This window comes from Seohaeicola zhoushanensis, assembly GCF_014656415.1.
GTDB lineage: Bacteria > Pseudomonadota > Alphaproteobacteria > Rhodobacterales > Rhodobacteraceae > Seohaeicola_A > Seohaeicola_A zhoushanensis.
Window position 1 is genome coordinate 452,359 of record NZ_BNCJ01000002.1, and the last position, 24,218, is coordinate 476,576.

Here is a 24,218-nt window from a genome sequence, read left to right on the forward strand (position 1 = left end):
TCCCGAGTCGGAGCGATGATGACACGGGGAGCGGGGGGCGGAAAGGGCGGGTTCAGCCGTCCTGCCGGGCGAGGGCATGCGAGAGCGGGCGCAAAGCCTCGCTCGCCTGGCGGAACAGGGCAAAGCGTTCGTCGTGATAGGCGCGGCGCAGCGGGTCGGGGTCGTAGCGGCGCGAGGCCGGCGGCTGGCAGCCGCAGGTGCGGCCCTGCGCCAGGCGGGCGGCGCCCATCAGCCCGGTCTCGTGGTTCTTGGGCACCAGCACCGGGCGGTTCAGCACGTCGGCCTTCAACTGGCAGAGCGCGGGTGTGGTGGCCAGCCCGCCCGAGAAGCAGACATGGCTGACCGGCGTGCCGATGGCCGTCTCGGCGCGGTCGAGGATGTCGCGTGAGAGGTAGTTCATCCCCTCGGCCACCGCGCGCAGGAAGTCGGGACCGTCATGCGCCGAACCGAGGCCCAGGAAGGCGCCGCGCAGCTCGGCGTCCCAGAACGGTGTGCGCTCGCCGTCGAGGTAGGGCAGGAACAGCGGCACCGGGCGGCGCGTGCCAAGCGCCGAGGCCAGCGCGGTATGCCGGGCAGCGCGCGGGAAGAAACGGTCGAGCGCCCAGTTCAGCCGGGTGGCGGCGCCTTGGCTCGGCCCGCCGAGCTGCCAGATGTTGGGGCCCCAGTCGACGGTCAGCAGCCCCACGGCGCTGTGCCGGGTCGAGGCGATCACGCCCGAGACGTCGCTGGTGCCCGAGATCGAATAGGCCACCCCCGGCGTCAGCGCGCCCGAGCCGAGGACGCAGGCCCAGGTGTCGATCGACCCGTTGTAGACCGGCACGCCCGCCAGCCGCGTCAGCGGCGCGGGCAGGTCGGGCAGCACGCGGCCGACCTCGGCAAAGGGCGAGAGCGTCAGCGGCAGGATATCGGCGTCTATGTCCAACTGGCCGAGGATCCCCTCGTTGGCCGCCAGGATGCGGGTCATCGGCGTCTGCGAGATGCTGTCCGAGGCGGCCTCGCCGGTCAGCATCAGCGTGAGATAGTCCTTCGGCTCCAGCACGCGGCGCAGGCGCGCCCAGGTCTCGGGTTCATGCGCGCGCACCCAGAGCAGGCGGGCCAGCGGGTCATAGGGGCCAAGCCCGGCGATCAGCGGTTGCAGCGCGGGGTCTTCGCGCAGTTCGTCCAGAAGTGCGGCGGCGCGCGAGTCCTGGAAGGTGATGGCCGGGCGCAGCACGGCGTTATCGGCATCCAGGAACACCTGGCTGCGGGTGAAACCGCAGCCCGCGATGGCGGTGACCTTCGTCAGGTCGGCCCCCTGCGAGATCAGGTCGGCGCAGCCGGCGCGGATGGCGGCCCACCAGTCGGCGGGGTCGGTTTCGAAGCTGGCCCGGCCGTCGCTCGAAATCTTCAGCGGCTTGCGCACCGAGGCCAGGAAGTCGCCCGCGTCATCGACAATGGCCAGCCGCAGGCTGCTGCCGCCGAGATCGTAGGCGAGTACGTGCGACATGAATGGCTGGCCCTTGCTGCTTTGGTCGGTCAGGGAATAGGGCATGACCGCGCGCGGGGCAATTCGGGTCAGTGAACCCGGTTGACCTCGCCGCTCAGGATGTAATGCGCCAGGTTGTCGGCGGTCAGGTCGCCGCCGTCGAGGGTGATCTGGTTCTCGCCCGTGCGCAGGATGGTCACGCGGTCGGCCAATGCGGCCACGTCCTTCATCGCGTGGCTGATCAGGATCACCGTCTTGCCGGCCCGTTTCAGCGAGCGGACCAGTTGCAGCACCTGCTCGGTCTCGCGCACGCCAAGCGCGGCGGTAGGTTCATCCAGGATCACCACATTGGCGTTCCAGCGCAGCGCGCGGCAGATCGCCACCGCCTGCCGCTGCCCGCCCGAAAGCGCGTTCACCTTGGCGTTCATGTCGGTGATGGAGTCGTTGAGCTGGCCCATGTAGCCCAGCGATTCACGCCGCATCCGCGCCTTGTCGAGCAGGCGCAGGCCGAGGACGCTGCGCGTCAGCTCGGCGCCCATGAAGATGTTCTGGTAGATCGCCATGTCGGGCGCGACGGCGAGATCCTGGTGGATCGTCGCCAGCCCGGCCTTGAGCGCGGCGGTGGGCGAGTCGAACCGCCGCGCCGCGCCGTCGACCAGCAGCTCGCCCTGGTCGGGCTGTTCCACCCCGGCCAGGATCTTGATCAGGGTCGACTTGCCTGCGCCGTTGTCGCCGCAGACCGCGTGGATCTCGCCCTCGGCCACATCCAGGCTGACACCGCGCAGGGCTTCGACCGCGCCGTAGTTCTTGTAGATGTTTCTGGCCGAGATCTTGGTCATTCGGGTCTCGCGGGTAGGGCGGTGCAGGCCGCCGTTTACTTCAGGAACTGGTCGACGTTGGTCTTGTCCACCAGCGTCGCCGGGATGAACAGGTAGGGGCCGGGGACGAGATCGGCCTTGTCCTTACCGTCGACGGCGATCTGCTTCATCATGTCGACGGACTTGGCCGCCATGTCCTCGAAGGGGATCGCCACGGTGGCGGTCATCATCGACTCCGGGTCCTTGATGCGGGCAAAGACTTCCTGCCCGCCGTCGATCGACACCAGCGAGACGTCGCCCTTCTTCAGGCCCGACTCGCGCAGGATGTCGTCGATGATCAGCGCCTGGCCGTCGAACGAGGCCCAGATGCCCTGGAAGTTGCCGGCGTTCTGCAGGATCAGCGCGCTCATGCCGTTGCGCACGTCATCCTGCCAGGACTTGGTGCGCGCCATCGAGTGTTCGCCCAGCACCTTGACCTGCGGGTTCTCCTTCAGCACCACGTCCGTCACCTCGCCGCGGATGCGCGCGCCGGTGTTCGACTCGAACTTCTGCAGCAGCACGTTGCCCTCGAAGTTCATGCTGCCGAGCAGGTAGACCGCGGCCTCCGAGGCCATGACGTATTCGTTCGGCGTCACGTCGAAGAGCGTGTGCGGGCTGGCGCCCGACGAGATGGTGATGACCGGGATTCCGGCCTCCTTGGCGGCGAGGAACTGCGCGTCGAACTGCACCGGCTTGGACATGCAGAGGATCATGCCGTCGACGCCCTTCTGGATCAGGTTGTCGAGCTGCGAGGCATGGGTTTCCAGCGCGCCGTTCGAGTTCAGCACCTGCGTGGTCCAGCCCAGCTTCTCGGCCTCGGCGCCGACGGTATTGGCGCAGCGGGCCTGGGTCTCGGCCGACATCTGGAAGGCCACGACGCCCAGTTCAAAGGCGCCCGCCTGTCCGGCGGCGAGGGCACCGGCAAGGCCGGCCGCGGCGATCAGAGCATTGAATTTCTTCATTTCACGTCTCCCTGTTGTCGTTACAGAGCGAATGCCGCTCTCTTCAAGACAGACGCCGATACGGCGACCGATGCGATGATGATGATGCCGAGCATGATGTCCTGGATGTAATACTGCGCGCCGAGCAGCACGAGACCGTTGGACAGCATGACGATGATGAGCGCCCCGACGAACGAGCCGAGGATATTGGCCTTGGCCGGGGTGAACATGGTCATTCCCAGCAGCGTTGCGGCGATGCCGTTCAGCATGAAGTCGCCCGCCATCTGCGGCGCGGCCGAGGAGAGGTTGGCGACCAGGAACACGGCGGTGAGGCCGGCGGCGAGGCCCGAGAGGGTCAGCGCCAGCACCTTGCAGCCGCGCGTGTTGATGCCCGAGCGGCGCGCCGCCTCCTCGTTCTCGCCGGTGGCCTGGATATGCACCCCGGTGCGGGTCTGCGTCGACAGCACCAGCGCGACCGCGAAGATCGCCAGGGTGAACAGGATGATGACCGGCACCGGGCCGATCTTGCCGCGACCGAGGTAGAGGAAATCCGGGTCCCAGCGCCCGACGAAGGCGACGCCGCCGGTGATCATGAAGGCGAGCCCGTTGGCGACCGATGCGGTGCCCAGTGTCGAGATCAGCGAGGGCACCTTCAGCACGGTCACCAGGAAGCCGTTCAGCAGGCCGGCGGCGATGCCGGTCGCGAGCCCCGCGACGATGGCCAGCGGCCAGGCCACCTCGGTCGAGATCAGGAAGCCGATCACCACCGCCGAGAGGCTGCAGACGTTGGCAAAGGAGAGGTCGAGCTCGGAGGAGATCAGCGCGAAGGTGAAGCCGAAGGCGAGGATCGACAGGAAGCTGACCTGCTTCAGCACGTTCAGCAGGTTCGCGGTCGAGGCGAAGTTCGGCGCGAAGGCGATCAGGAACAGGAACAGCACGATCCCGGCGAGGAAGGTTCCGTAGGTTTCGACGATCTTCTTCAGGGTCATGACGTCTGTTCCGGCTTGGGCGTCAACCGAGGCATTCGGGTGGGCAACTCTTGGTCCAGAAGGGGGCGGTCGGGCGGGCGGTGTCGTGGTCGCGGTAGCCCGGCGGGGCCGGGTTGACCTCGCCCCACCAGCCGTGGGCGCACATGCTGCGCCAGGCCATCTGGTCCTCGAGCGTGCGTTCGGGCGTGTCATGCGCCGCCTTGAGCGCGGCCCAGGCGTCGCGGACGGCCTGGTCGGTCGCATCCGAAGGAGTGGCGATATAGTCGAAGAAGGCGCCGGTGAGGGCCTCCATCTCGGCGGCAATCTCGGGCCATTCGTCACGCTTGAGGTGCCAGGCGCCCAGCCAGTCGGCCACCACGGCCTCGATCGCGCCGGCGCGGCCCAGATCGGCGAAGCGGGCGGTGGTCAGCAGCATGTGGCGCGTCAGCTCGGCCGCCGCATGGTCGCGTCGCGCCGCCTCGGCGGCGGCTTTCATCGCCGCGATGGAGCGGTCGGCCTGGGCGTTCAGTTCGGCGAGCATATGGGTCATGGTGCCGTCTTTTCCTTGATGGCCTCGGGATTGTCGAGGGATTTTACGCAGTTAGCGATCCGCGCGAACATTGCGTCGGCGTCCAGCGTGCCGATGACATGGGCATTGGCCGGCTGGCCGCTGCGGTCCCACCAGTCAATGGTCGAGCGGCCGACGGTCGGCCCCTCGGCGGTCTCGATGTCGATGTGGCAGTCGCGCCCCTCGAAGAGCTCGGGCCAGAGCAGCCAGGCGACGGTGCAGGGGTCGTGCATCGGGTGGCCTTCACCGCCGCCGAGCGCCGCGCCGCCGGGGCGTTCCCGGCGCAGCATCGACAGGATCTGCGCCTGCACTGGGCCATCGGTATCAAAGCCGGTCAGCCGGGCGGGCGAGGCGACCGCCTGATAGGTGGCGCTCAGCGGGAAGAGCGTGATCGGGATGCCCGCGCCAAAGACGATGGCCGCCGCATGGGGATCGACGAAGAAGTTGAACTCGGCCGCTGCCGTCATGTTGCCGAGGTCGCGCGCGCCGCCCATGATGACCAGCCGCTCGATCTTCCCGGCGATCTCGGGCGCGATGCGCAGTGCCAGCGCGATATTGGTGAGCGGCCCCAGCGCGCAGATCGTGACCCGGCGCGAACTGGCGCGCAGGTGTTCAGCGAGGAAGGTCACCGCATGGACTTCGCGCGCCGCCTGTTCAGGGGCGGGCAGGGCCATCCCGGCCAGCCCGTCGGCGCCGCAGATGAACTCGGCGGTGTGCAGCGGGCGCATGATCGGCTGGGCCGCGCCGGCATAGACCGGGATATCGGGCCGGCTGGCCAGCTGGCAGATCCGCAGCGCGTTCACGGTGGTCTGCGCCACCCCGACATTGCCGGCGACGGTGGTCACGGCGGCGACTTCGAGCTGTTCGGGCACGCTCAGCGCCAGGAGAATCGCCAGCGCGTCATCCTGCCCCGGATCCGTGTCGATGATGATCCGCTTGCTCATTTCTTTCCGTCCCAGTAAGGCCCCCCGGCCTTGGCGCTTGCCCGCCGCGGCATTTTATCTTAGCAACTAAGATAACCAGTAGTTAAGGGAAAGCGCCCGGTGTCTGTCAAGCCGCAAAAGCCGACTGCACTGCCCGAATCCCGCGCCGCGCGGCTGGAGCGGCTCGACCGCACGATCCGGGCGGCCAGCGCGCAGCGCACGCTCTACTCCGGGGTGCTGGCCAGCAAGCTCGGGCTGCACCAGACTGACCTGGAATGCCTCTTCATCATCACGCTGGGCGAGAAGGTGACGCCGGGCCGGCTGGCGCAGGAGACCGGGTTGACCACCGGGGCGATCACCGGCGTCGTCGACCGGATCGAACGCGCGGGCTATATCCGCCGGGTGCGCGACACCAGCGACCGGCGGCGGCTGTTCCTCGAACCGGTGGCCGAGAAGATCGAGGAGATCCGCGCGATCAACCGGCGCGCCTATCACGCCTGGATCCGCGACCTCGCGCGCTACAGCGAAGAGGAACTCGACATCCTGCTCGACTTCGCCGACCGCAACTACGAGGCGGCGGTCAACGCGACGATCAAGCTGCGCCGCGAGAGCCGCGGCGAAGAGGAGACGCCGAAGGCCGGTTGACCCGGCTCAGTCGAGGAATTCGACAGGGCGCTCCCACTGGATCAGCACGGTGCAGCCCGGTTCGGACCAGACCCGGTGCTCGGTGCCCGCCGGGTTGAACACCAGCGCGCCGGGGCCGTAGTCGCCGAGATCGTCGCTCTGGGTGCCCGAGAGCACGAGGATCGTCTCCAACCCGGTATGGCGGTGGCGCGGCACCGAGGCGCCGGGGGCATAGCGCAGCAGCGCCACGTCGGGGCCTTCGCCCTGCCAGAGCGGGCAGATCTCGACCCCCTCGCGGAACGGCTGGAACGGCTGGTCTTCCCAATGCGCGAGGAAGGAGAGGAGGGCGGCGGGCTCAGGCATCCAGCGCCTCCAGCACGGCGGCGACCGGGGCGGCCCAGCCGACGATGCCGCCCTGGGCGGTGATCATCTCGATGGCGGCCTGCTTGAAGGCGGGGAAATAGCTTTCGGTGGCATCGGTGGCGAGCAGCCCGTCATAGCCCCGGTCGTTGGCCTCGCGCATGGTGGTCTGGACGCAGACCTCGGTGGTGACGCCGGCGAAGACCAGCTGGCGGATGCCACGGCGGTCGAGATACTCCTGCAACCCCGTCGCGTAGAAGGCGCCCTTGCCGGGCTTGTCGATGACCCATTCGCCCGAGGCGGGAGCGAGTTCGGGGATGATGTCGGCCCCCGGCGCATCGGCGATCAGGATGCGGCCCATCGGCCCCTCGTCACCGATCCTGAGCGAGGGATTGCCGCGCAGCCGCTTGGCGGGCGGGCAGTCCGAGAGGTCGGGGCGGTGGCATTCGCGGGTGTGGATCACCGGCAGGCCCGCCTCGCGGAAACCGCCGATCAGCGCGGCCACGGTGGGGATGATCGCCTGCAGCAGCGATACGTCGTTGCCCAGCGTCGCGCCGAAGCCGCCGGGCTCGACGAAATCGCGCTGCATGTCGATGACGATCAGGGCGATGCTGTCGCGCTCGAAGGGAAAGTCGAAGGGGGCCGCCTTGATCGTGGGCATCAGCCGTGTCCTGCCATGTGCTGGCCGATCTCGACGATATTCGCCGCCGCGATCGGGGTTTCAAAGCTGACCCGGCCCTCGCTCATCACGATGATGCGGTCGGCCAGTTCCATGATCTCGTCGAGGTCCTCGCTGATGAGCAGCACCGCCGTGCCCTTGTTGCGGGCCGCCATGATCCGGTCGCGCACGCTGTTCACGGCGGCGAAGTCGAGGCCGAAACAGGGGTTCGAGACGATCAGCACGTCAACATCGCCAGTCAGCTCGCGCCCGAGCACCGCGCGCTGCACGTTGCCGCCCGAGAGCGAGGCGATGCGCGCGGCGGGCGAGGATGTCTTGACCTTGAAGGTCTCGATCAGGTCCGAGGCGTTCTTGGCCATCGCCCGGCGGTCCTGCCAGAAGCTGGGCCTGCCGCCCTTGTCGGCGTCGAAGATGCGGAAGGCGAGGTTCTCGGCCACGCTCATGCGCGGGGCGCAGGCGTTGTGCAGCGGCTCCTCGGGCAGGTAGCGGATCTTGTGGCGGCGTGCCTCGGCGCGGGTGGCGCGGAAGGCGTCGCCCTTCACGGTGATCTCGCCCGCCGAGACGTGGCGCTGGCCGGTCAGGATCTCCATCAGCTCCATCTGGCCGTTGCCCGAGATGCCGGCGACACCCAGGATCTCGCCCGATTTCAGGGTAATGTTCTCGATCTCGATCGACTTCAGCCCCGAGCGGTCCTTGGCCCGAAGCGCCTTCAGCGCCAGCACCGGGTGCTGCCGGGTCGCGGCCCGGCGGCGCTCGCTTGTCTCGGGCGCCTTGCCCATCATCGTCTCGCTCATCTCCTCGACGCTGATCTCGCCGACCTTGCCGCCGCCGACGCGCCTGCCGCGCCGCAGGATGGTCACGGCATCGGCGAAGGCGGTCACCTCGCGGAACTTGTGCGAGATCATCAGCACGGTGATCTGCCCCGCCTCGGTCAGGCCGCGCACGTGGCCCAGCACCTCGTCCGCCTCGGCGGGGGTCAGGACCGAGGTCGGCTCGTCCAGGATCAGGAAACGGTTACCGAGGTAGAGCTGCTTGAGGATCTCCAGCTTCTGCTTCTCGCCTGCCGCCAGCCGGCTGACCGGCTGGTCCAGCGGCACCTTGAATGGCATCTGCGCCATGAACTCGGTCAGGCGGCGGTGCTCGGCGCGCCAGTTGATGACCGCCGGCGCATCGGCGCGGCTGATCACCAGGTTCTCGGCGGCGGTGAGCGAGGGCACCAGGGTGAAATGCTGGTAGACCATGCCGAGGCCCAGCTGCTGCGCCACGCGCGGGTCGGTCATCTTCACCTGGCTGCTGTTCACCATCAGCTCGCCCGAGGTCGCCCGGTAGAAGCCCATGATGCATTTCACCAGCGTCGACTTGCCCGCGCCGTTCTCGCCCAGCAGGGCGTGGAATGAGCCGGCGGGAATGTCGATCGAGACATCGTCCAGCGCGGTGAAATCGCCGAAGCGCATGGTCATGTGCAGCGCCTCTACGCTGATCGCCCCCGCGCCGCTCATGGCAGGGCCGCGATCAGGCTGGCGCTGTCGGTGACCGCGCCGAAGACGCCGCCCTGCATCGTCACCATGTTGATGGCGGCGGTGTGGTTGGCCGGGTCGGTCGCGCCGCAGCAATCCTCGACGATCACGCATTCGAAGCCGCGATCATTGGCCTCGCGCATGGTGGTCGAGACGCAGACGTCGGTGGTGATGCCGGTGAGGATGATGTTCTCGATGCCCCTGGTGCGCAGGATCAGCTCCAGGTCGGTGGCGCAGAAGCTGCCCTTGCCGGGCTTGTCGATGATGACCTCGCCCGGCGCGGGGTAGAGTTCGGGGATGATGTCCCAGCCCGCCTCGCCACGGATCAGGATGCGGCCGCAGGGGCCGGGGTCGCCGATCCCCGCGCCGATCTGCTGCGAGCGCCATTTCTTGTTCGGCGGCAGGTCGGCCAGGTCGGGGCGATGCCCCTCGCGGGTGTGGATGATGTGATAGCCCTTGGCCCGCATGTCGGCCATCAGCGCCTTGATCGGTTCGATCGGGGCCTGGGTCAGCGACAGGTCATAACCCATGTGGTCGACATAGCCGCCCTTGCCGCAGAAGTCGGTCTGCATGTCGATCACGATCAGCGCGGTGTTCTCGCGGCGCAGGTCGCCGTTGTAGGGCCAGGCATAGGGTCGGCTCTCGATGGTGGGCATGGAGATTCCTTACTTGGTCAGGCTCAGTTCGAGGGGGGCGCCCTGCATCGACCGCTCGGTCGAGCTGGTCAGGATCAGCAGGGCGAGCGTCAGCACGTAGGGAGCGGCGAAGAAGAGGTAATAGCCCTGGGTCACGCCGACCGATTGCAGCGCGGGGCCAAGCGCGCCCGCGCCGCCGAAGAGCAGCGCCGCCCAGAAGCAGTTGGCCGGGCTCCAGCGCGCGAAGATCACCAGCGCGATGGCCATAAGGCCCTGGCCCGAGGAGATGCCCTCGTTCCAGCTGCCGGGGTAGTAGAGCGAGAGGTAGGCGCCGCCGATCCCCGCCAGCGCGCCGCCGACCCCGGTGGCGAGCAGGCGCACCAGGTCGGGGTCGAGGCCCATGGCGCGGGCCGCGTCGGTGCTGTCGCCGACCACGCGCACGATCAGGCCGACGCGGGTGGCGCGGAACATCCATGTCATGAACACGGCAAGCAGCCCGCCGAGGAGGAACAGCACGTTGACCTGCAACGCCGCCTGCACCTGCGGGATCGACGACCACCAGCCGAAGGAGATCGCCGGCAGGTCGGGCGCGACCGGCTGCACGTAGGGCTTGCCGAAGAAGAAGGCGAGGCCCATGCCCAGCAGCATCATGGCGATGCCGATGGCGATGTCGTTGACGCCCTTGAACTTGCAGATCCAGCCGTGGACCAGCCCGAAGAGCAGCCCCGCGAAGGCCGCCGCCAGCACGCCGAAGAAGGCCGAGTTGGTCTCGTATGCCACCGCGTAGCCCGACATCGCGCCGAAGACCAGCGTGCCCTCCAGCCCGAGGTTGATGCGCCCCGAGCGCTCGGTCAGGCATTCGCCGAGCGAGACGAAGATGAAGGGCGTCGAGACCCGGATCGCGCCGCCGAGAATGGCGAGCGGCACACCCCAGAGACCAATATCGACGGTTTCCATCAGCGCGACTCCCAGTAGCCGGGGCTGAAGATGCGCAGGCGGCCGTAGAGCGCCTCGCTCAGCAGGATGATGATGAAGACCATCCCCTCGAAGACGAGGATGGTCGCGTCGGGCAGGTCCATGCGGCGCTGGATCAGGCCCGAGGAGGCCTCGAACCCGGCCATCAGCACCGCCACCGGCAGGATGGCCAGCGGGTTGTGGCGGGCCAGGAAGGCGATCAGGATGCCGGTATAGCCGTATCCCGCGATCAGCGAGGCATTGGCCGAGCCGTGCACGGCCGCCACCTCGAAGAAACCGGCGAGCCCGGCCCAGGCGCCGCCAAGGGCGGTGAAGCCGATCACCAGCGGTCCGACCGGCAGGCCCTGCACCTGCGCCGCGCGGATGTTGTCGCCGGCGATGCGGGCGGCGAAGCCCAGCGTCGTGCGGTCGATCAGGATCCAGCAGAGCACGCAGGCGATCACCCCCGCAGCGACACCCCAATGGGCGGCGATGAAGGGCATCTCGCCCACCCGCAGCGCCGCGTCGAGCGGGGCGGTGGAGGGCTTGTTCAGGCTGCCGGGGTCGCGGAACGGCCCCTCGACGAAATGGTTGAACAACGCGATGGCGATATAGGCCATGAGCAGCGAGGAGATCGTCTCGTTCACGCCGCGCTTGATCCGCAGCGCGCCGATGGCGCCGATCCAGAGCCCGCCGAGGACCATTGCCGACAGGGCCATCAGGACCATGCCCAGCGGGCCCGCGACATGGGTGCCGGTGACTCCGGCGGCCAGACCGCCCAGCACGATGGCGCCTTCGCCACCGATCACCACCAGCCCGAGCCGGGCCGGCAGCGCCACGCAGAGCGCGGCCATGATGAGCGGCGCCACCCGCGAGAGGGTGTTCTGCCAGGAAAACGCCGACGAGAACCCGGCCTTCCACACCAGCCCGTAGAACTCGGCAGGGGACTTGCCGAGAAACAACAGGAACAGGCTGAAGGCCAGGAACCCGGCGAGCAGCGCCCCGAGCGGGATCGCCACTGCCTCGGCGCGGGGCATCAGGCCAGAGAATACCCTAGCCCCGGCGTTCGGACCCCGACCCACGATATGATCGGAGGCGGCCATGTCAGCTGGTCGAGCCGAGGACGCCCTCGACCAGGTAGCCCATGCTTTCGAGGGCGACATCGGTTTCGACGAAGGCCTGGCCATCGGCGGCGATCACATTGCCCTTGTTGTCCTTGAGCGGGCCCTTGATGGCGGCGAAACCGCCGGCCATGATCTCGGCCTTGACCGCCTCGAACTGCTTGCGGGCCGCGTCCGAGTTGGCGGGTCCGAGCGGGCTCATCTTGATGAAGCCGTCGGCCAGGCCGCCGCGCACGAAGTTCGGGATCGCCTCGCCGGCGATGGTCTTCCTGACCATGTCGGTATAGACGGCAGCCCAGTTCCATTCCGCGCCCGTCAGATACTTGTCGCCCGCCAGCGGCGACTGGTCGGCGTGATAGCCGCAGACGAAGGCGCCGCGCGACACCGCGGTCTCGCAGACCACCTTCGGCCCGTCGACGTGGCAGGTGATGACGTCGCAGCCCTGGTCGGCCAGCGCATTCGTCGCCTCGGCCTCCTTCACTGCCAGCGACCATTCGCCGGTGAAGATCACCTGGCAGGTGATCCCCGGATCGACTGCCCGCGCGCCGAGCAGGAAGGAGTTGATGTTGTTCAGCACCTGCGGGATCGGCTTGGCGGCGACAAAGCCGATCTTCTTCGACTTGGTGGCGTGGCCCGCCGCGATGCCGTTCAGATACTGCCCCATCCCGATATAGCCGAAGTAGGAGCCGGCGTTGGTCGGGTTCCCCTCGGACCAGAGCCCGCCGCAATGCTCGAAGCGCACCTCGGGGTTCTTCGGGGCGAGTTCCAGGATATGCGGGTTGAAGTAGCCGAAGGAGGTCGGGAAGAGCAGGCTCGCGCCGTCGAAGTTGATCATCGAGAGCATGGTGTTCTGCACGTCCTGGCTCTCGGGGACGTTCTCTTCCTCGAGGACGGTCACGCCCTCCATCGACTTCACAGCCGCAGCACCTTCGGCGTGGGACTGGTTGTAGCCGAAGTCATCCTTCGGGCCGACGTAGATGAAGCCGACGGTCAGCGGCGTCGCGGCGCGCGCGGCGCCCGGTTGCCACAGGCTTCCCGTGGCCGCCGCTCCAAGCGCGGCCGAGGCGGTTCCGAGGAAGCGGCGTCGGTTCGGTCTTGTTAAATTGCTCATGTTCGGGCTCCAGCAGTTCGTCAAGGACCGGCACGCAACCGGCATGAAGAGGTTGGTGCCTCGCAGGTTAGGCGAGTCGAGCGCTGATGACGTCTGCTAAATTTTCGGCAAACCGATGCAAAAAATGCACCGGTCGGTTCGGGGGCTACTTGTAGCCTTCGAGAACCCGCGCCAGCGCCTGGGCAAAGCGCGCCGAGGCCACCGGCAGGGTGCGCCCGCGCATTTGCCCGAGGTAGAGCGTGCCGGGCGCGCAGTCGCGCGCAGAGAGCGGGCGGTGGATCAGCCCGCTCGCGCTCTCCTCGCGCAGGCCGATGGGAATCTGGAAGGCGATGGCCGCCTTCTCGTGCCGGACGTAGTGGCGCATGAAGTCGAAGCTGTCGGACTCGGCAACCGGGCGGATCGACCGGGTGCCCTTGGCGACGGCCATGTCGAGCAGGGCGCGGACGCCGTATTGCTCGGTCGGCGCGAGATGCGGGAAGTCGAGGCAATCCCGTAGCCGCAGCTCGGCCTTGCGGGCGAGCGGGTGGTCGGTCTGCATCAGCACGTGGATCGGTTGCGGCACCGCGATCAGCACCTCCATGTCGACCAGGTGCACCGGCTCGAACACCAGCGCGAGGTCGCTGCTGAAGGTGGCGAGGTCCTGCTCGGCCGCGGCGCGGTCGCGGATGTTCACCGAGAAGGTGACGCCGGGGTGATCGCGCCGATAGGCGGCGATCTGGGCCGGCAGGAAATAAGGGCTGAGCGCCTGCGAGCAGGCCACCGAGACATGGCCGCGCCGCTCGCCCGAGAGGTCGGCGACCTGGCTCTGCACCCGCCGCAGGTCGGAAGCCTGGGCGCGGAAGTGCTGCACCAGCAACTCGCCCGCCGGGTTCAGCCGCACGCCGCGCGGCAGCCGCTCGAAGATCTCGGCGCCGAATTCCTCCTCGAACCTCTGGATCCGCCGGTTCAGCGCCGAGGCGGTGATGTTCATGTCATCCGCCGCCTTGCGGATCGACCCGGCGCGCATGACGGATTCGATGAAGCGGAAGGTCTGGAGATGTTTCATGGGGCGCTCCGTGCCGGGCTGGGTGGTGCATTTTTTGCATCGCTTTTGTGAATTATTAGCATTTGCCTTCCGCGCCGCAACGCAAGAGGCTGGCCAGGGCCACCGCGCGGCCGGCGCAGACGTGAAGGAAGACCAGATGCCAGACCTGACCATGACGCTCCCGGCGCTGCGTGCAGCCTATGCGGAAGGAACCAGCACCGACGAGGTGCTGGCCCAGGTCTATGCCCGGCTCGAAAAGATCGCCGATCCGGCGATCTTCCTTGCCATGCCGACGCTGGAACAGGCGCAGGCCGAGGGCCGCGCGCTGGGCGCATATGATGCGGACAAGCCGCTGTGGGGTGTGCCCTTCGCGGTGAAGGACAATATCAACGTGGCGGGCTATCCGACCACGGCGGCCTGTCCGGCCTTCGCCTATGTCGCCGAGACGGACGCCCATGTCGTCGCCCGGCTGCGCGCGGCGGGGGGCATCTTCGTCGGCAAGACCAACCTCGACCAGTTCGCGACCGGGCTGGTCGGCGTGCGCTCGCCCTACGGGGTGCCGCGCAATTCCATCGACCCGCTGATCGTGCCGGGCGGGTCGTCCAGCGGGTCGGCGGTGGCGGTCGGACACGGCATCGTGCCGCTGGCGCTGGGCACCGATACCGCCGGGTCGGGCCGCGTTCCCGCCGCGCTGAACAATATCGTCGGGCTGAAACCGACGCTCGGCGCACTGTCGGCCAGCGGCGTGGTGCCGGCCTGCCGGTCGATCGAGACGGTCTCGGTCTTTGCCCTTACCATCGCCGACGCCTGGGAGGCGTTCCGGGTGCTCTGCGATTACGACGCCTCGGACGCCTATGCCCGAAAGGTGCCGGCGCCCGCCCTTGCCGCGAGGGATGCGCCGCCGGTGATCGGCATCCCCGACGCCGCCAGCATCCGCTTCCTCGGCGACGAGGCGCAGGCGCGCTCCTTCGCGGCGGCGGTCGAACTGCTGCGGGCCGAGGGCTGCGAAGTGCGCGAGATCGACTTTGCCCCGCTCTACGGCGTGGCGCAGATGCTCTACGAGGGCGCCTGGGTCGCCGAACGCTATACGGTGATCGAAGACCTGATGCGGACCGACCCCGAGGCGATCCTGCCGGTGACGCGTCAGATCATCGGTAAGGCCGAGGGGATGAGCGCGGCGGATGCCTTCCGGGGAATCTACCGCCTCAAGGAGATGTCCCGCGCCGCCGAGCCGCTGCTGGCCGGTCTCGACATGCTCTGCGTGCCGACGATCCCGACCTTCTACAGTCTCGCCGATCTGGAGGCCGACCCGGTGACGCCGAATTCCAACTTCGGCACCTATACCAACTTCGTGAACCTGCTCGACATGTGCGGGCTTGCCGTGCCGGTGCCGGCGCGCGACGACGGCCGGCCGGGCAGCGTGACGCTGCTGGCCAGGGCAGGGCAGGACGCGGCGCTTGCGGTGACGGGCATGGCGCTGGAGCGCGCGGGCAAGCGCAGGCTCGGCGCGACGCGCTGGCGCTTTGCGCCGCCGCCCGCCTTGCCCAGGGCCGAAGCGGAGCGCATCACCCTGGCGGTCTGCGGCGCGCACATGACCGGTTTGCCGCTGAATAACCAGCTGACTTCGCGTGGCGGCAGCTTCATCGCCGAGGCGCGCACCTCGGATGCCTACCGCTTCTACCGGCTGGCCGGCGGACCGCCGTTCCGGCCGGGGCTGGTGCGCGGCCTGCCGCGCGAGGGCGCGCCGATCGCGCTGGAGCTCTGGTCCCTGCCGCTTGCCGAAGTGGGCGGCTTCCTCGCCGGCATCCCCTCGCCGCTGGGGCTTGGCACCATCGAACTCGAAGACGGGCGGATGGTGCAGGGTTTCCTCTGCGAGGCGGCGGCCGTCGAATGCGCCGAGGATATCACTGCGCTGGGCGGCTGGCGGGCGCACATAGCCGGCTGAAACCAAATTCGGGCGTTTCGCGGCAAAAATACTTTTCCAAAAAGAATGGCTGCGGTAAGAAAGCTGCCGCAAATGGATTCACCAAAAAATTACCGCCCCGAAAACTCCGGGGCGGTTGAAAACGATGAAAATATTTGACCGGGATTACCGGATTTCGAAATCAAGGATGCTAGATCCTCACTCAGTCTCGTCACTCACGAAAGGAACGATGGCGACAGGATAGGTGTGGAAGTGGACCGGGTCATGACCCAAATGGTTCAAAAGTGAAGCGGCCGTGAACTGGTGCCCGCCTAGGGCAGGAGCTGTAAGATCGAAGGAACGACCCCGGCATATGTTTCCAGTCCCGGCACTCGGGATCGGGTGATCGCGGCGATCTACGAGACGGTGATCCGGCCGGAGCTTTTCGACGCCTTCATGGACGCCTGGGACAGCCACATCCAGGCGGCCATCGCCGAACGCGTGGAGCCGAACCAGGACAGGCTGCCCGATAGCATCGAGATCGACCCCGAGCTCAGCGCGCATTTCGTTCGCGCATACGAGATCCTCGAACAGCTCGGGCGGCGCGCGGTGCCGGGCCATCCGCTCGACCGGATCGCAAGGGCCGAGGGCTTTTCCCTGGCGCTGACCCCCATGGGCCAGGTGCTGGCGGCGAGCCGGGTGGCCCGCGACATGCTGGGCGAGGCGGGATCGGTCGAGGCGTTGCGGGCCGAGCTGACCGGCACCTCGGCCGAGGTTCTGGCGCAGCTGCAACGCGCCGCGCAGGAGGGTGCCCGCGACCTGACGCCGGTGGTGCTGGCCACTGCGCTGGCCCCGCGCCACCTGATGGCGCGGCTCGAAGAGGGGCTGGGCGGCGAGGGCGTGGCACTGGTGATCGAGGCGATGGAATACCGTTGGACCGCCGCTGCCGAGGCGATGCTGGTGGCCTCCTTCGGCCTGTCGCGCGCCGAGGTGGATATCGTGCGCCAGCTGCTCGCCGGGCGCAGCCTGCGCCAGATCGCCGAGCAGTCGGGCCGCTCGGAGCATACCGTGCGCAACCAGGCCAAGGCGGTGCTCGCCAAGACCGGCGCGCCGGGGCAGGTCGACCTGATCCGGCTGGTCGTCTTCCTGATCAACCAGCTCGACGCCGGTGCGGATGCCGGGCAGGCGGCGCCGGTGCCTTTCGAGATCGTCACCGCCGAGGGTGGGCGCGAGGTGCAGGTCTGCCGGCTGGGCGCCGGGGGCGGCCGCACGGTGATCTTCCTGCACGGGATGATCGACGGCATGGCGCCGCTGGCCTACCTGCGCGACAGCTTCCGGCGGCGCGGCCTGTCGGTGATCGCCCCGGTGCGACCCGGCTTTGGCCGCAGCACGCCAATCGCGCGGGCCGAGCAGGTGATCGACACCCATGCCGCCGATGTCGCCCGGCTGATTGAGCGGCATGAGCTCGACCGGCCGGTGATCCTTGCGCAGATGGGCGGCGGGCTTTACGGCCATGCGCTGGCCTGCCGGCTGGGGCGCCGCGTGGCCGGGCTGGTCGCGGTGTCCGCCACCGCGCCCTTCACCCGCCTGGCCCAGTTCTCGCGGATGGCCCCGCGCCAGCGCGTGGTGGCCTATACCGCCCGTTTCGCCCCGGCGCTGCTGCCGACCGTGCTGCGCGCGGGCATCGCCCAGATCGATGGCAAGGAGATCGAGGATTTCCTGCAGGGGCTGTTCAAGCCGGGAACCCATGACTACGGCATGATCCGCAGGCTCGACCTTGCCTTGGTGCTGCACCAGGGCTTTCGCTTTGCGGTCGAGCAGGGGCCGGCCGGATTCTCCATCGACAGCCATTACATCGTGCGCGACTGGAGCCACGAGATCGAACGGCTGGAGACGCGGGCGATCTATCTCAACGGCGCCCATGACGCGGTGATCCGGCCCGAGAGCGTGATCGAGGGCATGGCTGGCCGCGCCAATGTCGAGGTGCGGGTGCTGCCCGAGACCGGCCAGCTCGCGCTCTACGAGCGCCCCGAGGTGGTCTTCGCGGCCATCGACGAGGTCTTCGCCTCGGCGGGCGTGACCGCCAGCGCATAGCGCCGCCGGGCGGTCCTGCGCCTTTCTTTGCTTGGCCTGCCTGATTATTGGGCAGTTGCTCCCTCGGCGGGCAGATATGCGGGGCGGCCATCTTGCACCTGCAGCATTTCTGCGGGCTTCTGCTTTTCATGAGCGAACCCTTGACCATCGTCGTCGTCGAACAGGACCGGGACCGGGCCCTGGCCATCGTCGACGCGCTTAAGGGCGCGGGGGATTGCGAGGTGGTGGTGATCGGCCATTCCTCGGGCTTGGCGCGGCGCATCGCGGCGCATTCGCCGGACGTGGTGCTGATCGACATCGAGAACCCGACGCGGGACATGCTGGAGGAACTGACGCTTGCCTCCGGTCCGCTGGAGCGCCCCGTCGCCATGTTCGTCTCGGGCGCGGCGAGCGGGCTGGCGCGGGCGGCGGTCGAGGCAGGGATCTCGGCCTATGTGGTCGACGGGCTGCGCCCCGAGCGGCTGAAGCCGATCCTCGATACCGCCATCGCGCGCTTTCATGTCGTGCACCAGATGCGCGCCGAACTGGCCGAGACCCGCCGCGCGCTGGAAGAGCGCAAGGTGATCGACCGCGCCAAGGGCCTGATCATGAAGGCGCGCGGGGTGAACGAGGACGACGCCTATGCCATCCTGCGCAAGGCCGCGATGGACCAGGGGCGGCGCGTGGCCGAGGTGGCCGAGGCGCTGGTGACGGCGGCGGGGCTGTTGTCGTGAAGCTGACCCCGCTCTCCGTCGGCTATGTGCCGCTGGTCGATGCCGCGCCGCTGATGGTGGCCGATCAGATGGGTTTCGCCGAGACAGAGGGGCTGGCGCTGGAGCTGGTCCCGGCCCCCTCGTGGTCTTCGCTGCGCGACATGGTGGCCTTCGGCAAGGTCGGCGCGGCGCATATGCTCTCGGTGGTGCCGGTGGCCATGGCGATGGGGCTGGGCGGCATGACGACGCCGCTCTCGGCGGCGCTGGTGATGTCGGTGAACGGCAACGTGATCGGCGTCGGCCGCGCGCTGGAGGCACGCCTGCGCGAACAGGGCTATGGCTTCGACTTCGCCGACGCCGCCGCCGCCGGGGCGGCGCTGGCGCGCGCGGCGGACGGCCCGCTGGTGATCGGCGCGCCGTTCCCCTTCTCGATGCATGTCGAGCTGCTGCACTACTGGTTCGCGGCCACCCCGCTCTCCGGCCTGCCGATCGAGATCCGCACCGTGCCGCCGCCGATGATGGCGCAGGCCCTGGCCGAGGGCGAGATAGACGCCTTCTGCGTGGGCGAACCCTGGGGCTCGGTCTCGGTCGAGAACGGGGCAGGGGCGCTGCTGCTGCCGGGCAAGGCGATCTGGTCCTTTGCGCCGGAGAAGGTGCTGGCGGTGCGCAGCGACTGGGCCGAGGCCGACCCGCAGTTGCTGGGCCGGCTGATGCGCGCGGTCTGGCGTGCCGGGCGCTGGCTGTCGCAGCCCGACAGCCACACGGCGGCGGCCGAGCTGCTGTCGCGCCGGGGCTACCTCGATATTCCGCCCGAGGTGGTCGACCGGGCCCTGTCCGGGCGTCTCACCATTACGCCCGGCGGCGAGCAGCGCCGCAGCGAGGGGCTGGTCGAATTCCACGCCGGCGCCGCCAACTTCCCCTGGCGCAGCCAGGCCAAGTGGATGGCCGCCCAGCTCGCCGCGCGCCACGGGCTCGACCGCGAGGCCGCGATCCGCGCCGCCGGGCAGGTCTATCGCACCGACCTCTACCGGCGGCACATGGCCGGCGTGGGGGCGGAACTGCCCAGCGCCTCGGAGAAGCTGGAGGGGGCGATTCTGCACCCGACGGCGGTGCCGACCCAGGCCGGGCGGCTGACCCTGCAGCCCGATACGTTCTTCGACCGTCGCATTTTTGACCCCTCGGCCTGAGACTGCCCAGATAATGCGCAGATCACGCGGATTCATGCTGCGATGCAGCAAGAATCGCCTCGCATTTTCGGAAAATGCTGGATCATGAGAAGGCGGTTCGGCATATAGGTCATGTCGGAGGCAATGGCGTCTCCTGACACGAATTTACCCAGCACCGGGATATCTGAGCAAAGCCGCTCGACCCTTCGTCTCTCATGACGAAGCGCGTCAGCGGCTTTTTTGTTTTTCGCCCGTGCTCCCTCCTCCCACGGGCCAGCGAATGAAAGGTATCGACATGAAGACCTTCGCCCTTGCCCTCACCATGACCACCGCGCTGGCAACGCCCGGTTTCGCCGAGTTGGCGCTGGAAAAGGATCAGCTCACCTTCGGCTTCATCAAGCTGACCGACATGGCCCCGCTCGCCGTGGCCTATGAACAGGGCTATTTCCTCGACGAAGGCCTCTTCGTCACGCTCGAGGCCCAGGCCAACTGGAAGGTACTGCTCGACGGCGTCATCGGCGGCACCCTGGACGGCGCCCACATGCTGGCGGGCCAGCCGCTGGCGGCGACCATCGGTTTCGGCACCGACGCCCATATCATCACGCCCTTCTCGATGGACCTGAACGGCAACGGAATCACCGTGTCGAACGAGGTCTGGGAGCTGATGAAAGCGAATATCCCCAACGGCGCCGACGGCAAGCCGCAGCACCCGATCAGCGCCGAGGCGCTGGCGCCGGTGGTGGCCAAGTTCAAGTCCGAGGGCAAGCCCTTCAACATGGGCATGGTCTTCCCGGTCTCGACCCATAACTACGAGCTGCGCTACTGGCTCGCCGCCGGCGGGCTGAAGCCGGGCTTCTACAGCCCCGAGAACATCACCGGCCAGATCGGCGCTGATGTGTTGCTTTCCGTGACCCCGCCGCCGCAGATGCCGGCGACGATGGAGGCGGGCACCATCAACGGTTATTGCGTGGGCGAGCCCTGGAACCAGCAGGCGGTGTTCAAGGGCATCGGCGTTCCGGTGATCACCGACTACCAGATCTGGAAGAACAACCCCGAGAAGGTCTTCGGCCTGACCGCCGAATTCGCCGAGAAGTATCCCAACACCACCATCGCCATCACCAAGGCGCTGATCCGCGCGGCGATCTGGCTGGACGAGAACGACAACGCCAACCGGATGGAAGCGGTCGAGATGCTGTCGAAGCCCGAGTATGTCGGGGCCGACAAGGAGGTCATCGCCAACTCGATGACCGGGACCTTCGAATACGAGAAGGGCGACAAGCGCGAGGTGCCCGACTTCAACGTCTTCTTCCGCTACAACGCGACCTATCCCTTCTACTCGGACGCGGTCTGGTACCTGACCCAGATGCGCCGCTGGGGCCAGATCGCCGAGGCCAAGCCGGACAGCTGGTATGACGAGACCGCCCGCAAGGTCTATCGCCCCGACATCTACCTCCAGGCCGCGCGGATGCTGGTCGACGAGGGCCTGGCGAACGAGGCCGACTTCCCCTGGGACAGCGATGGCTACAAGGCGCCGACCCCGGCCGAGGACGTGATCGACCACATCCCCTACGACGGCAAGGCCCCCAACGCCTATCTCGACAGCCTGCCGATCGGCCTCAAGGGCAGCCAGGTCGTCGTCGGCAACGAAGTCCAGGGCTGAGGGGCGCGGCGGGGTGAACCCCGCCCTACCCAAGGCCCGTAGGGCGGGGTTCCACCCCGCCGCCCCCGATCAGAACGGAGTTCGGACATGACCGCGACAGACCCCCAGACGCTCGACGCGAGTGCCGCCCGCGAAGCCCGCCGGGAGCGTCTCTTCACCCGCATCAACGGTGCCGACAAATGGTTCCGCGTGCTCGGCCTCGGCTGGATGACCCCGGTTCTCAAGGCGGCTGCGGGCGACAACCCCAGGGCGCAGATGGGCGAGATCTGGCGTCAGCTCGGCGTGCCGGTGGCGGCGATCCTGGCCTTCCTGCTGGTCTGGGCCGCGCTGGCTCCGACGGTGCAGACCTCGCTGGGCGCGATCCCCGGCCCGGCGCAGGTCTGGGAGCAGGTGGTGAACCTGCACGAGGACGCCCAGTCCAAGGCGGCGAGCGAGGCCAAGTTCAATGCCCAGGTCGAGAAGCGGAACCAGAAGCTGATCGAGGCGGGCCGTGCCGACGAGGTCAAGCAGGTCGCCTATACCGGCGCGCCGAGCTACTACGCGCAGATCTTCACCTCGATCAAGACGGTCTTCTTCGGCTTCCTGATCGCCTCGGTCGTGGCGATTCCGCTGGGCATCATGGCCGGCCTCTCGGCCACCGCCAACGCGGCGCTCAACCCGATGATCCAGATCTTCAAACCGGTCTCGCCGCTGGCCTGGCTGCCGATCGTCACCATGATCGTCTCGGCCTCGGTCGCCAATGACGGCTTCTTCGCCAAGTCCTTCCTGGTCTCGGCGATCACCGTGACGCTCTGCTCGCTCTGGCCGACGCTGATCAACACGGCGCTGGGCGTGGCATCCATCGACAAGGACCTCGTCAACGTCTCGAAGGTGCTGAAGATGGGCACCTGGACCAAGATCACCAAGCTGGTGCTGCCCTCGGCCCTGCCGCTGATCTTCACCGGTCTGCGCCTGAGCCTCGGCGTGGGCTGGATGGTGCTGATCGCCGCCGAGATGCTGGCGCAGAACCCCGGTCTCGGCAAGTTCGTCTGGGACGAGTTCCAGAACGGTTCGTCGCAGTCGCTCGCCCGGATCATGGTCGCGGTCTTCACCATCGGAATCATCGGCTTCCTGCTCGACCGGGTGATGTTCGCGCTGCAATCGCTCTTTACCTTCACGAACAACCGGTAAGCGTCATGGGCATCCTCGAATTCAAGAACGTTTCCAAGAGCTTCGGGCAAGGCCCCGGCCGTGTGGACGTGCTGAAGGACATCAACCTCGACGTGGCCGAGGGCGAGTTCCTGGTGCTGCTGGGCTTCTCGGGCACCGGCAAGACGACCCTCATCAACCTGATGGCGGGGCTGGATAGGCCGTCCAGGGGCAGTGTCTCCTTCAAGGGCAGGCCGATCACCGGGCCGGGCCCCGAGCGCGGGGTGATCTTCCAGAATTACTCGCTGATGCCCTGGCTGACCGTGGCCGGCAACGTGGCGCTGGCGGTGGATACGGTCTTCCCCGGCATGGCCAGGGCCGAGAAGGCCGCCAAGGTCGCGCATTACGTCAAGATGGTCGGCCTCTCCCACGCCACCGCCCGCCGTCCGGCGGAACTCTCGGGCGGGATGCGCCAGCGGGTCAACGTCGCCCGCGCCTTGGCGATGAACCCCGAGGTGCTGCTGCTCGACGAGCCGCTGAGCGCGCTCGACGCGCTGACCCGCGCCAATCTGGCGGACGAGATCGAGGCGATCTGGCTCGAAGAGAAGAAGACCTGCGTTCTCATCACCAACGACGTGGACGAGGCCATCGTCCTGGCCGACCGCATCATCGCGCTGAACCCCGACGGGACGCTGGGGCGCGAGTTCCGCGTGACCATCCCGCGCCCGCGCGAGCGGGGCGAAATGAACCACCACGAGGGCTTCAAGGCGCTGCGTGGCGAGATCACCAAATACCTGATGGACGTGGGCATCGCCGCCCGCGCCGAGGGCAGCCGCATCCTGCCGAACGTGACGCCGATCCACGGTATACCGGCGGCGGTGAAGCAGGCGCAGGAGGGGCTGATCGAGGAACGCTTCCTCGACTTCAGCCAGCTCCACAAGATCTACCCGACGCCCAAGGGGCCGCTCACCGTGGTCGAGGACTTCAATCTCAAGATGAACCGGGGCGAGTTCATCTCGCTGATCGGCCACTCGGGCTGCGGCAAGTCCACCGTGCTGACCATGGCGGCGGGGCTGAACGGCATCTCCAAGGGCGCCATCAAGCTCGACGGCCGCCACGTCGAAGGCGCCGACCCGGAACGGGCGGTGGTGTTCCAGTCGCCCTCGCTCTTCCCCTGGCTCACCGCGCGCGAGAACTGCGCCATCGGGGTGGACAAGGTCTATCCCAAGGCCAGCCAGCAGGAACGGCAGGACGTGGTCGACTACTACCTCGAACGCGTGGGCCTTGCCGACTCGATGGACAAGCCCGCCGCCTCGATGTCGAACGGGATGCGCCAGCGCGTCGGCATCGCCCGGGCCTTCGCCCTCTCGCCCAAGCTGCTGCTGCTGGACGAGCCCTTCGGGATGCTCGACAGCCTCACCCGCTGGGAGCTGCAGGAGGTGCTGATGGAGGTCTGGAGCCGCACCAAGGTCACCGCGGTCTGCGTCACCCATGACGTCGACGAGGCGATCCTGCTGGCCGACCGGGTGGTGATGATGACCAACGGGCCGCGCGCGACCATCGGCAAGATCCTCGACGTCGACCTGCCGCGCCCGCGCACCCGCAAGGCGCTGCTGGAGCACCCCGATTACTACCTCTACCGCGAGCAGGTTCTGAACTTCCTCGAAGAATACGAGCAGGGCGCGCACGGCAGAAAGACAGAGCCCGCGGCGGAGGCCCCGGCCCCCGCCAAGAAAGACGCGGCCTGAGGGCAGGGCCGCAGGCCCGCCCCGCCGCCCGAATTGAACCGGCCGCCCCTTGCGCGCGGTCACGAGACAAGGAGAACGCA

Annotated in this window: 22 protein-coding genes; 8 read left to right on the top strand and 14 right to left on the bottom strand. The window is 68.0% G+C overall.

Going from position 1 to position 24,218, the window contains the following annotated elements; genetic code table 11:
* Positions 1–52: 52 nt before the first annotated feature.
* From IE266_RS06180 to IE266_RS06205, 6 genes are all read right to left on the bottom strand, one after another.
* Complete coding sequence (locus tag IE266_RS06180) at positions 53–1,486, bottom strand: xylulokinase (protein ID WP_189679161.1); 1,434 nt, start codon at positions 1,484–1,486, stop codon at positions 53–55.
* Between the two features lie 68 nt (positions 1,487–1,554).
* Positions 1,555–2,304: an ATP-binding cassette domain-containing protein gene (locus tag IE266_RS06185; protein WP_189679162.1), complete on the bottom strand. Its 750-nt coding sequence runs from the start codon at positions 2,302–2,304 to the stop codon at positions 1,555–1,557.
* Between the two features lie 35 nt (positions 2,305–2,339).
* A complete protein-coding gene (locus IE266_RS06190; RefSeq protein ID WP_189679163.1) occupies positions 2,340–3,284 on the bottom strand; it encodes a sugar ABC transporter substrate-binding protein in 945 nt (314 codons plus the stop codon).
* A 20-nt stretch (positions 3,285–3,304) separates the two neighbouring features.
* Positions 3,305–4,252 (bottom strand): ABC transporter permease, encoded by a 948-nt coding sequence (locus tag IE266_RS06195; RefSeq protein WP_229863909.1) that lies wholly within the window; start codon positions 4,250–4,252, stop codon positions 3,305–3,307.
* Between the two features lie 22 nt (positions 4,253–4,274).
* Positions 4,275–4,781: a hypothetical protein gene (locus IE266_RS06200; RefSeq protein ID WP_189679164.1), complete on the bottom strand. Its 507-nt coding sequence runs from the start codon at positions 4,779–4,781 to the stop codon at positions 4,275–4,277.
* Positions 4,778–5,743, bottom strand: coding sequence for a nucleoside hydrolase (locus IE266_RS06205; RefSeq protein WP_189679165.1), 966 nt, complete (start codon positions 5,741–5,743; stop codon positions 4,778–4,780). The genes IE266_RS06200 and IE266_RS06205 overlap by 4 nt, the downstream gene beginning before the upstream one ends.
* Positions 5,744–5,842: 99 nt before the next feature.
* On the opposite strand from IE266_RS06205, the gene IE266_RS06210 reads away from it, so the two are divergent.
* Positions 5,843–6,367, top strand: coding sequence for a MarR family winged helix-turn-helix transcriptional regulator (locus tag IE266_RS06210; RefSeq protein ID WP_189679166.1), 525 nt, complete (start codon positions 5,843–5,845; stop codon positions 6,365–6,367).
* 6 nt (positions 6,368–6,373) lie between these two features.
* Here the strand turns inward: IE266_RS06210 and IE266_RS06215 are convergent, their stop codons facing one another.
* The 8 genes from IE266_RS06215 to IE266_RS06250 form a co-directional block, all read right to left on the bottom strand.
* Positions 6,374–6,709, bottom strand: a complete 336-nt coding sequence (locus tag IE266_RS06215) for a cupin domain-containing protein (RefSeq protein ID WP_189679167.1) — start codon at positions 6,707–6,709, stop codon at positions 6,374–6,376.
* On the bottom strand, positions 6,702–7,367 hold the full coding sequence (locus IE266_RS06220; RefSeq protein WP_189679168.1) for a cysteine hydrolase family protein: 666 nt from the start codon (positions 7,365–7,367) through the stop codon (positions 6,702–6,704). The genes IE266_RS06215 and IE266_RS06220 overlap by 8 nt, the downstream gene beginning before the upstream one ends.
* A complete protein-coding gene (locus IE266_RS06225; RefSeq protein ID WP_189679169.1) occupies positions 7,367–8,884 on the bottom strand; it encodes an ABC transporter ATP-binding protein in 1,518 nt (505 codons plus the stop codon). The genes IE266_RS06220 and IE266_RS06225 overlap by 1 nt, the downstream gene beginning before the upstream one ends.
* Complete coding sequence (biuH, locus tag IE266_RS06230; protein WP_189679170.1) at positions 8,881–9,558, bottom strand: biuret amidohydrolase; 678 nt, start codon at positions 9,556–9,558, stop codon at positions 8,881–8,883. The genes IE266_RS06225 and biuH overlap by 4 nt, the downstream gene beginning before the upstream one ends.
* Positions 9,559–9,567: 9 nt before the next feature.
* The gene (locus tag IE266_RS06235) at positions 9,568–10,494 is read right to left on the bottom strand and encodes an ABC transporter permease (RefSeq protein WP_189679171.1); all 927 of its coding nucleotides are present in this window, start codon (positions 10,492–10,494) and stop codon (positions 9,568–9,570) included.
* Entirely contained in the window at positions 10,494–11,528 is a 1,035-nt protein-coding gene (locus tag IE266_RS06240) for an ABC transporter permease (protein WP_229863910.1), read from the bottom strand. Before IE266_RS06240 ends, IE266_RS06235 begins: the two co-directional genes overlap by 1 nt.
* 67 nt (positions 11,529–11,595) lie before the next feature.
* A complete protein-coding gene (locus IE266_RS06245; protein ID WP_189679173.1) occupies positions 11,596–12,723 on the bottom strand; it encodes a BMP family ABC transporter substrate-binding protein in 1,128 nt (375 codons plus the stop codon).
* 145 nt (positions 12,724–12,868) lie between these two features.
* The gene (locus tag IE266_RS06250) at positions 12,869–13,768 is read right to left on the bottom strand and encodes a LysR family transcriptional regulator (RefSeq protein ID WP_189679174.1); all 900 of its coding nucleotides are present in this window, start codon (positions 13,766–13,768) and stop codon (positions 12,869–12,871) included.
* A 136-nt stretch (positions 13,769–13,904) separates the two neighbouring features.
* Between IE266_RS06250 and atzF the strand changes: the two genes are divergently transcribed.
* From atzF to IE266_RS06285, 7 genes are all read left to right on the top strand, one after another.
* Positions 13,905–15,692 carry an allophanate hydrolase gene (gene atzF, locus IE266_RS06255; RefSeq protein WP_189679175.1) on the top strand — a complete coding sequence of 596 codons (1,788 nt, stop codon included), beginning with the start codon at positions 13,905–13,907 and terminating at the stop codon, positions 15,690–15,692.
* 360 nt (positions 15,693–16,052) lie between these two features.
* Positions 16,053–17,744: a bifunctional helix-turn-helix transcriptional regulator/alpha/beta hydrolase gene (locus tag IE266_RS06260; RefSeq protein ID WP_189679176.1), complete on the top strand. Its 1,692-nt coding sequence runs from the start codon at positions 16,053–16,055 to the stop codon at positions 17,742–17,744.
* Positions 17,745–17,872: 128 nt separating this feature from the next.
* On the top strand, positions 17,873–18,457 hold the full coding sequence (locus tag IE266_RS06265; RefSeq protein WP_189679177.1) for an ANTAR domain-containing response regulator: 585 nt from the start codon (positions 17,873–17,875) through the stop codon (positions 18,455–18,457).
* The gene (locus IE266_RS06270; RefSeq protein ID WP_189679178.1) at positions 18,454–19,623 is read left to right on the top strand and encodes an ABC transporter substrate-binding protein; all 1,170 of its coding nucleotides are present in this window, start codon (positions 18,454–18,456) and stop codon (positions 19,621–19,623) included. Before IE266_RS06265 ends, IE266_RS06270 begins: the two co-directional genes overlap by 4 nt.
* A gap of 274 nt (positions 19,624–19,897) precedes the next feature.
* Positions 19,898–21,262, top strand: coding sequence for a CmpA/NrtA family ABC transporter substrate-binding protein (locus IE266_RS06275; protein ID WP_189679480.1), 1,365 nt, complete (start codon positions 19,898–19,900; stop codon positions 21,260–21,262).
* 87 nt (positions 21,263–21,349) lie between these two features.
* Positions 21,350–22,432, top strand: coding sequence for an ABC transporter permease (locus IE266_RS06280; protein WP_189679179.1), 1,083 nt, complete (start codon positions 21,350–21,352; stop codon positions 22,430–22,432).
* Positions 22,433–22,437: 5 nt separating this feature from the next.
* The gene (locus IE266_RS06285; RefSeq protein WP_189679180.1) at positions 22,438–24,138 is read left to right on the top strand and encodes an ABC transporter ATP-binding protein; all 1,701 of its coding nucleotides are present in this window, start codon (positions 22,438–22,440) and stop codon (positions 24,136–24,138) included.
* Positions 24,139–24,218: the final 80 nt, after the last annotated feature.

What these genes read in the sequence shown, in the direction of transcription:
- IE266_RS06180 (WP_189679161.1), bottom strand. Translation starts at nt 1,486, where the DNA reads ATGTCGCACGTACTCGCCTACGATCTCGGCGGCAGCAGCCTGCGGCTG.
- IE266_RS06185 (WP_189679162.1), bottom strand. Translation starts at nt 2,304, where the DNA reads ATGACCAAGATCTCGGCCAGAAACATCTACAAGAACTACGGCGCGGTC.
- IE266_RS06190 (WP_189679163.1), bottom strand. Translation starts at nt 3,284, where the DNA reads ATGAAGAAATTCAATGCTCTGATCGCCGCGGCCGGCCTTGCCGGTGCC.
- IE266_RS06195 (WP_229863909.1), bottom strand. Translation starts at nt 4,252, where the DNA reads ATGACCCTGAAGAAGATCGTCGAAACCTACGGAACCTTCCTCGCCGGG.
- IE266_RS06200 (WP_189679164.1), bottom strand. Translation starts at nt 4,781, where the DNA reads ATGACCCATATGCTCGCCGAACTGAACGCCCAGGCCGACCGCTCCATC.
- IE266_RS06205 (WP_189679165.1), bottom strand. Translation starts at nt 5,743, where the DNA reads ATGAGCAAGCGGATCATCATCGACACGGATCCGGGGCAGGATGACGCG.
- IE266_RS06215 (WP_189679167.1), bottom strand. Translation starts at nt 6,709, where the DNA reads ATGCCTGAGCCCGCCGCCCTCCTCTCCTTCCTCGCGCATTGGGAAGAC.
- IE266_RS06220 (WP_189679168.1), bottom strand. Translation starts at nt 7,367, where the DNA reads ATGCCCACGATCAAGGCGGCCCCCTTCGACTTTCCCTTCGAGCGCGAC.
- IE266_RS06225 (WP_189679169.1), bottom strand. Translation starts at nt 8,884, where the DNA reads ATGAGCGGCGCGGGGGCGATCAGCGTAGAGGCGCTGCACATGACCATG.
- biuH (WP_189679170.1), bottom strand. Translation starts at nt 9,558, where the DNA reads ATGCCCACCATCGAGAGCCGACCCTATGCCTGGCCCTACAACGGCGAC.
- IE266_RS06235 (WP_189679171.1), bottom strand. Translation starts at nt 10,494, where the DNA reads ATGGAAACCGTCGATATTGGTCTCTGGGGTGTGCCGCTCGCCATTCTC.
- IE266_RS06240 (WP_229863910.1), bottom strand. Translation starts at nt 11,528, where the DNA reads ATGCCCCGCGCCGAGGCAGTGGCGATCCCGCTCGGGGCGCTGCTCGCC.
- IE266_RS06245 (WP_189679173.1), bottom strand. Translation starts at nt 12,723, where the DNA reads ATGAGCAATTTAACAAGACCGAACCGACGCCGCTTCCTCGGAACCGCC.
- IE266_RS06250 (WP_189679174.1), bottom strand. Translation starts at nt 13,768, where the DNA reads ATGAAACATCTCCAGACCTTCCGCTTCATCGAATCCGTCATGCGCGCC.
- atzF (WP_189679175.1), top strand. Translation starts at nt 13,905, where the DNA reads ATGCCAGACCTGACCATGACGCTCCCGGCGCTGCGTGCAGCCTATGCG.
- IE266_RS06265 (WP_189679177.1), top strand. Translation starts at nt 17,873, where the DNA reads ATGAGCGAACCCTTGACCATCGTCGTCGTCGAACAGGACCGGGACCGG.
- IE266_RS06275 (WP_189679480.1), top strand. Translation starts at nt 19,898, where the DNA reads ATGAAGACCTTCGCCCTTGCCCTCACCATGACCACCGCGCTGGCAACG.
- IE266_RS06280 (WP_189679179.1), top strand. Translation starts at nt 21,350, where the DNA reads ATGACCGCGACAGACCCCCAGACGCTCGACGCGAGTGCCGCCCGCGAA.
- IE266_RS06285 (WP_189679180.1), top strand. Translation starts at nt 22,438, where the DNA reads ATGGGCATCCTCGAATTCAAGAACGTTTCCAAGAGCTTCGGGCAAGGC.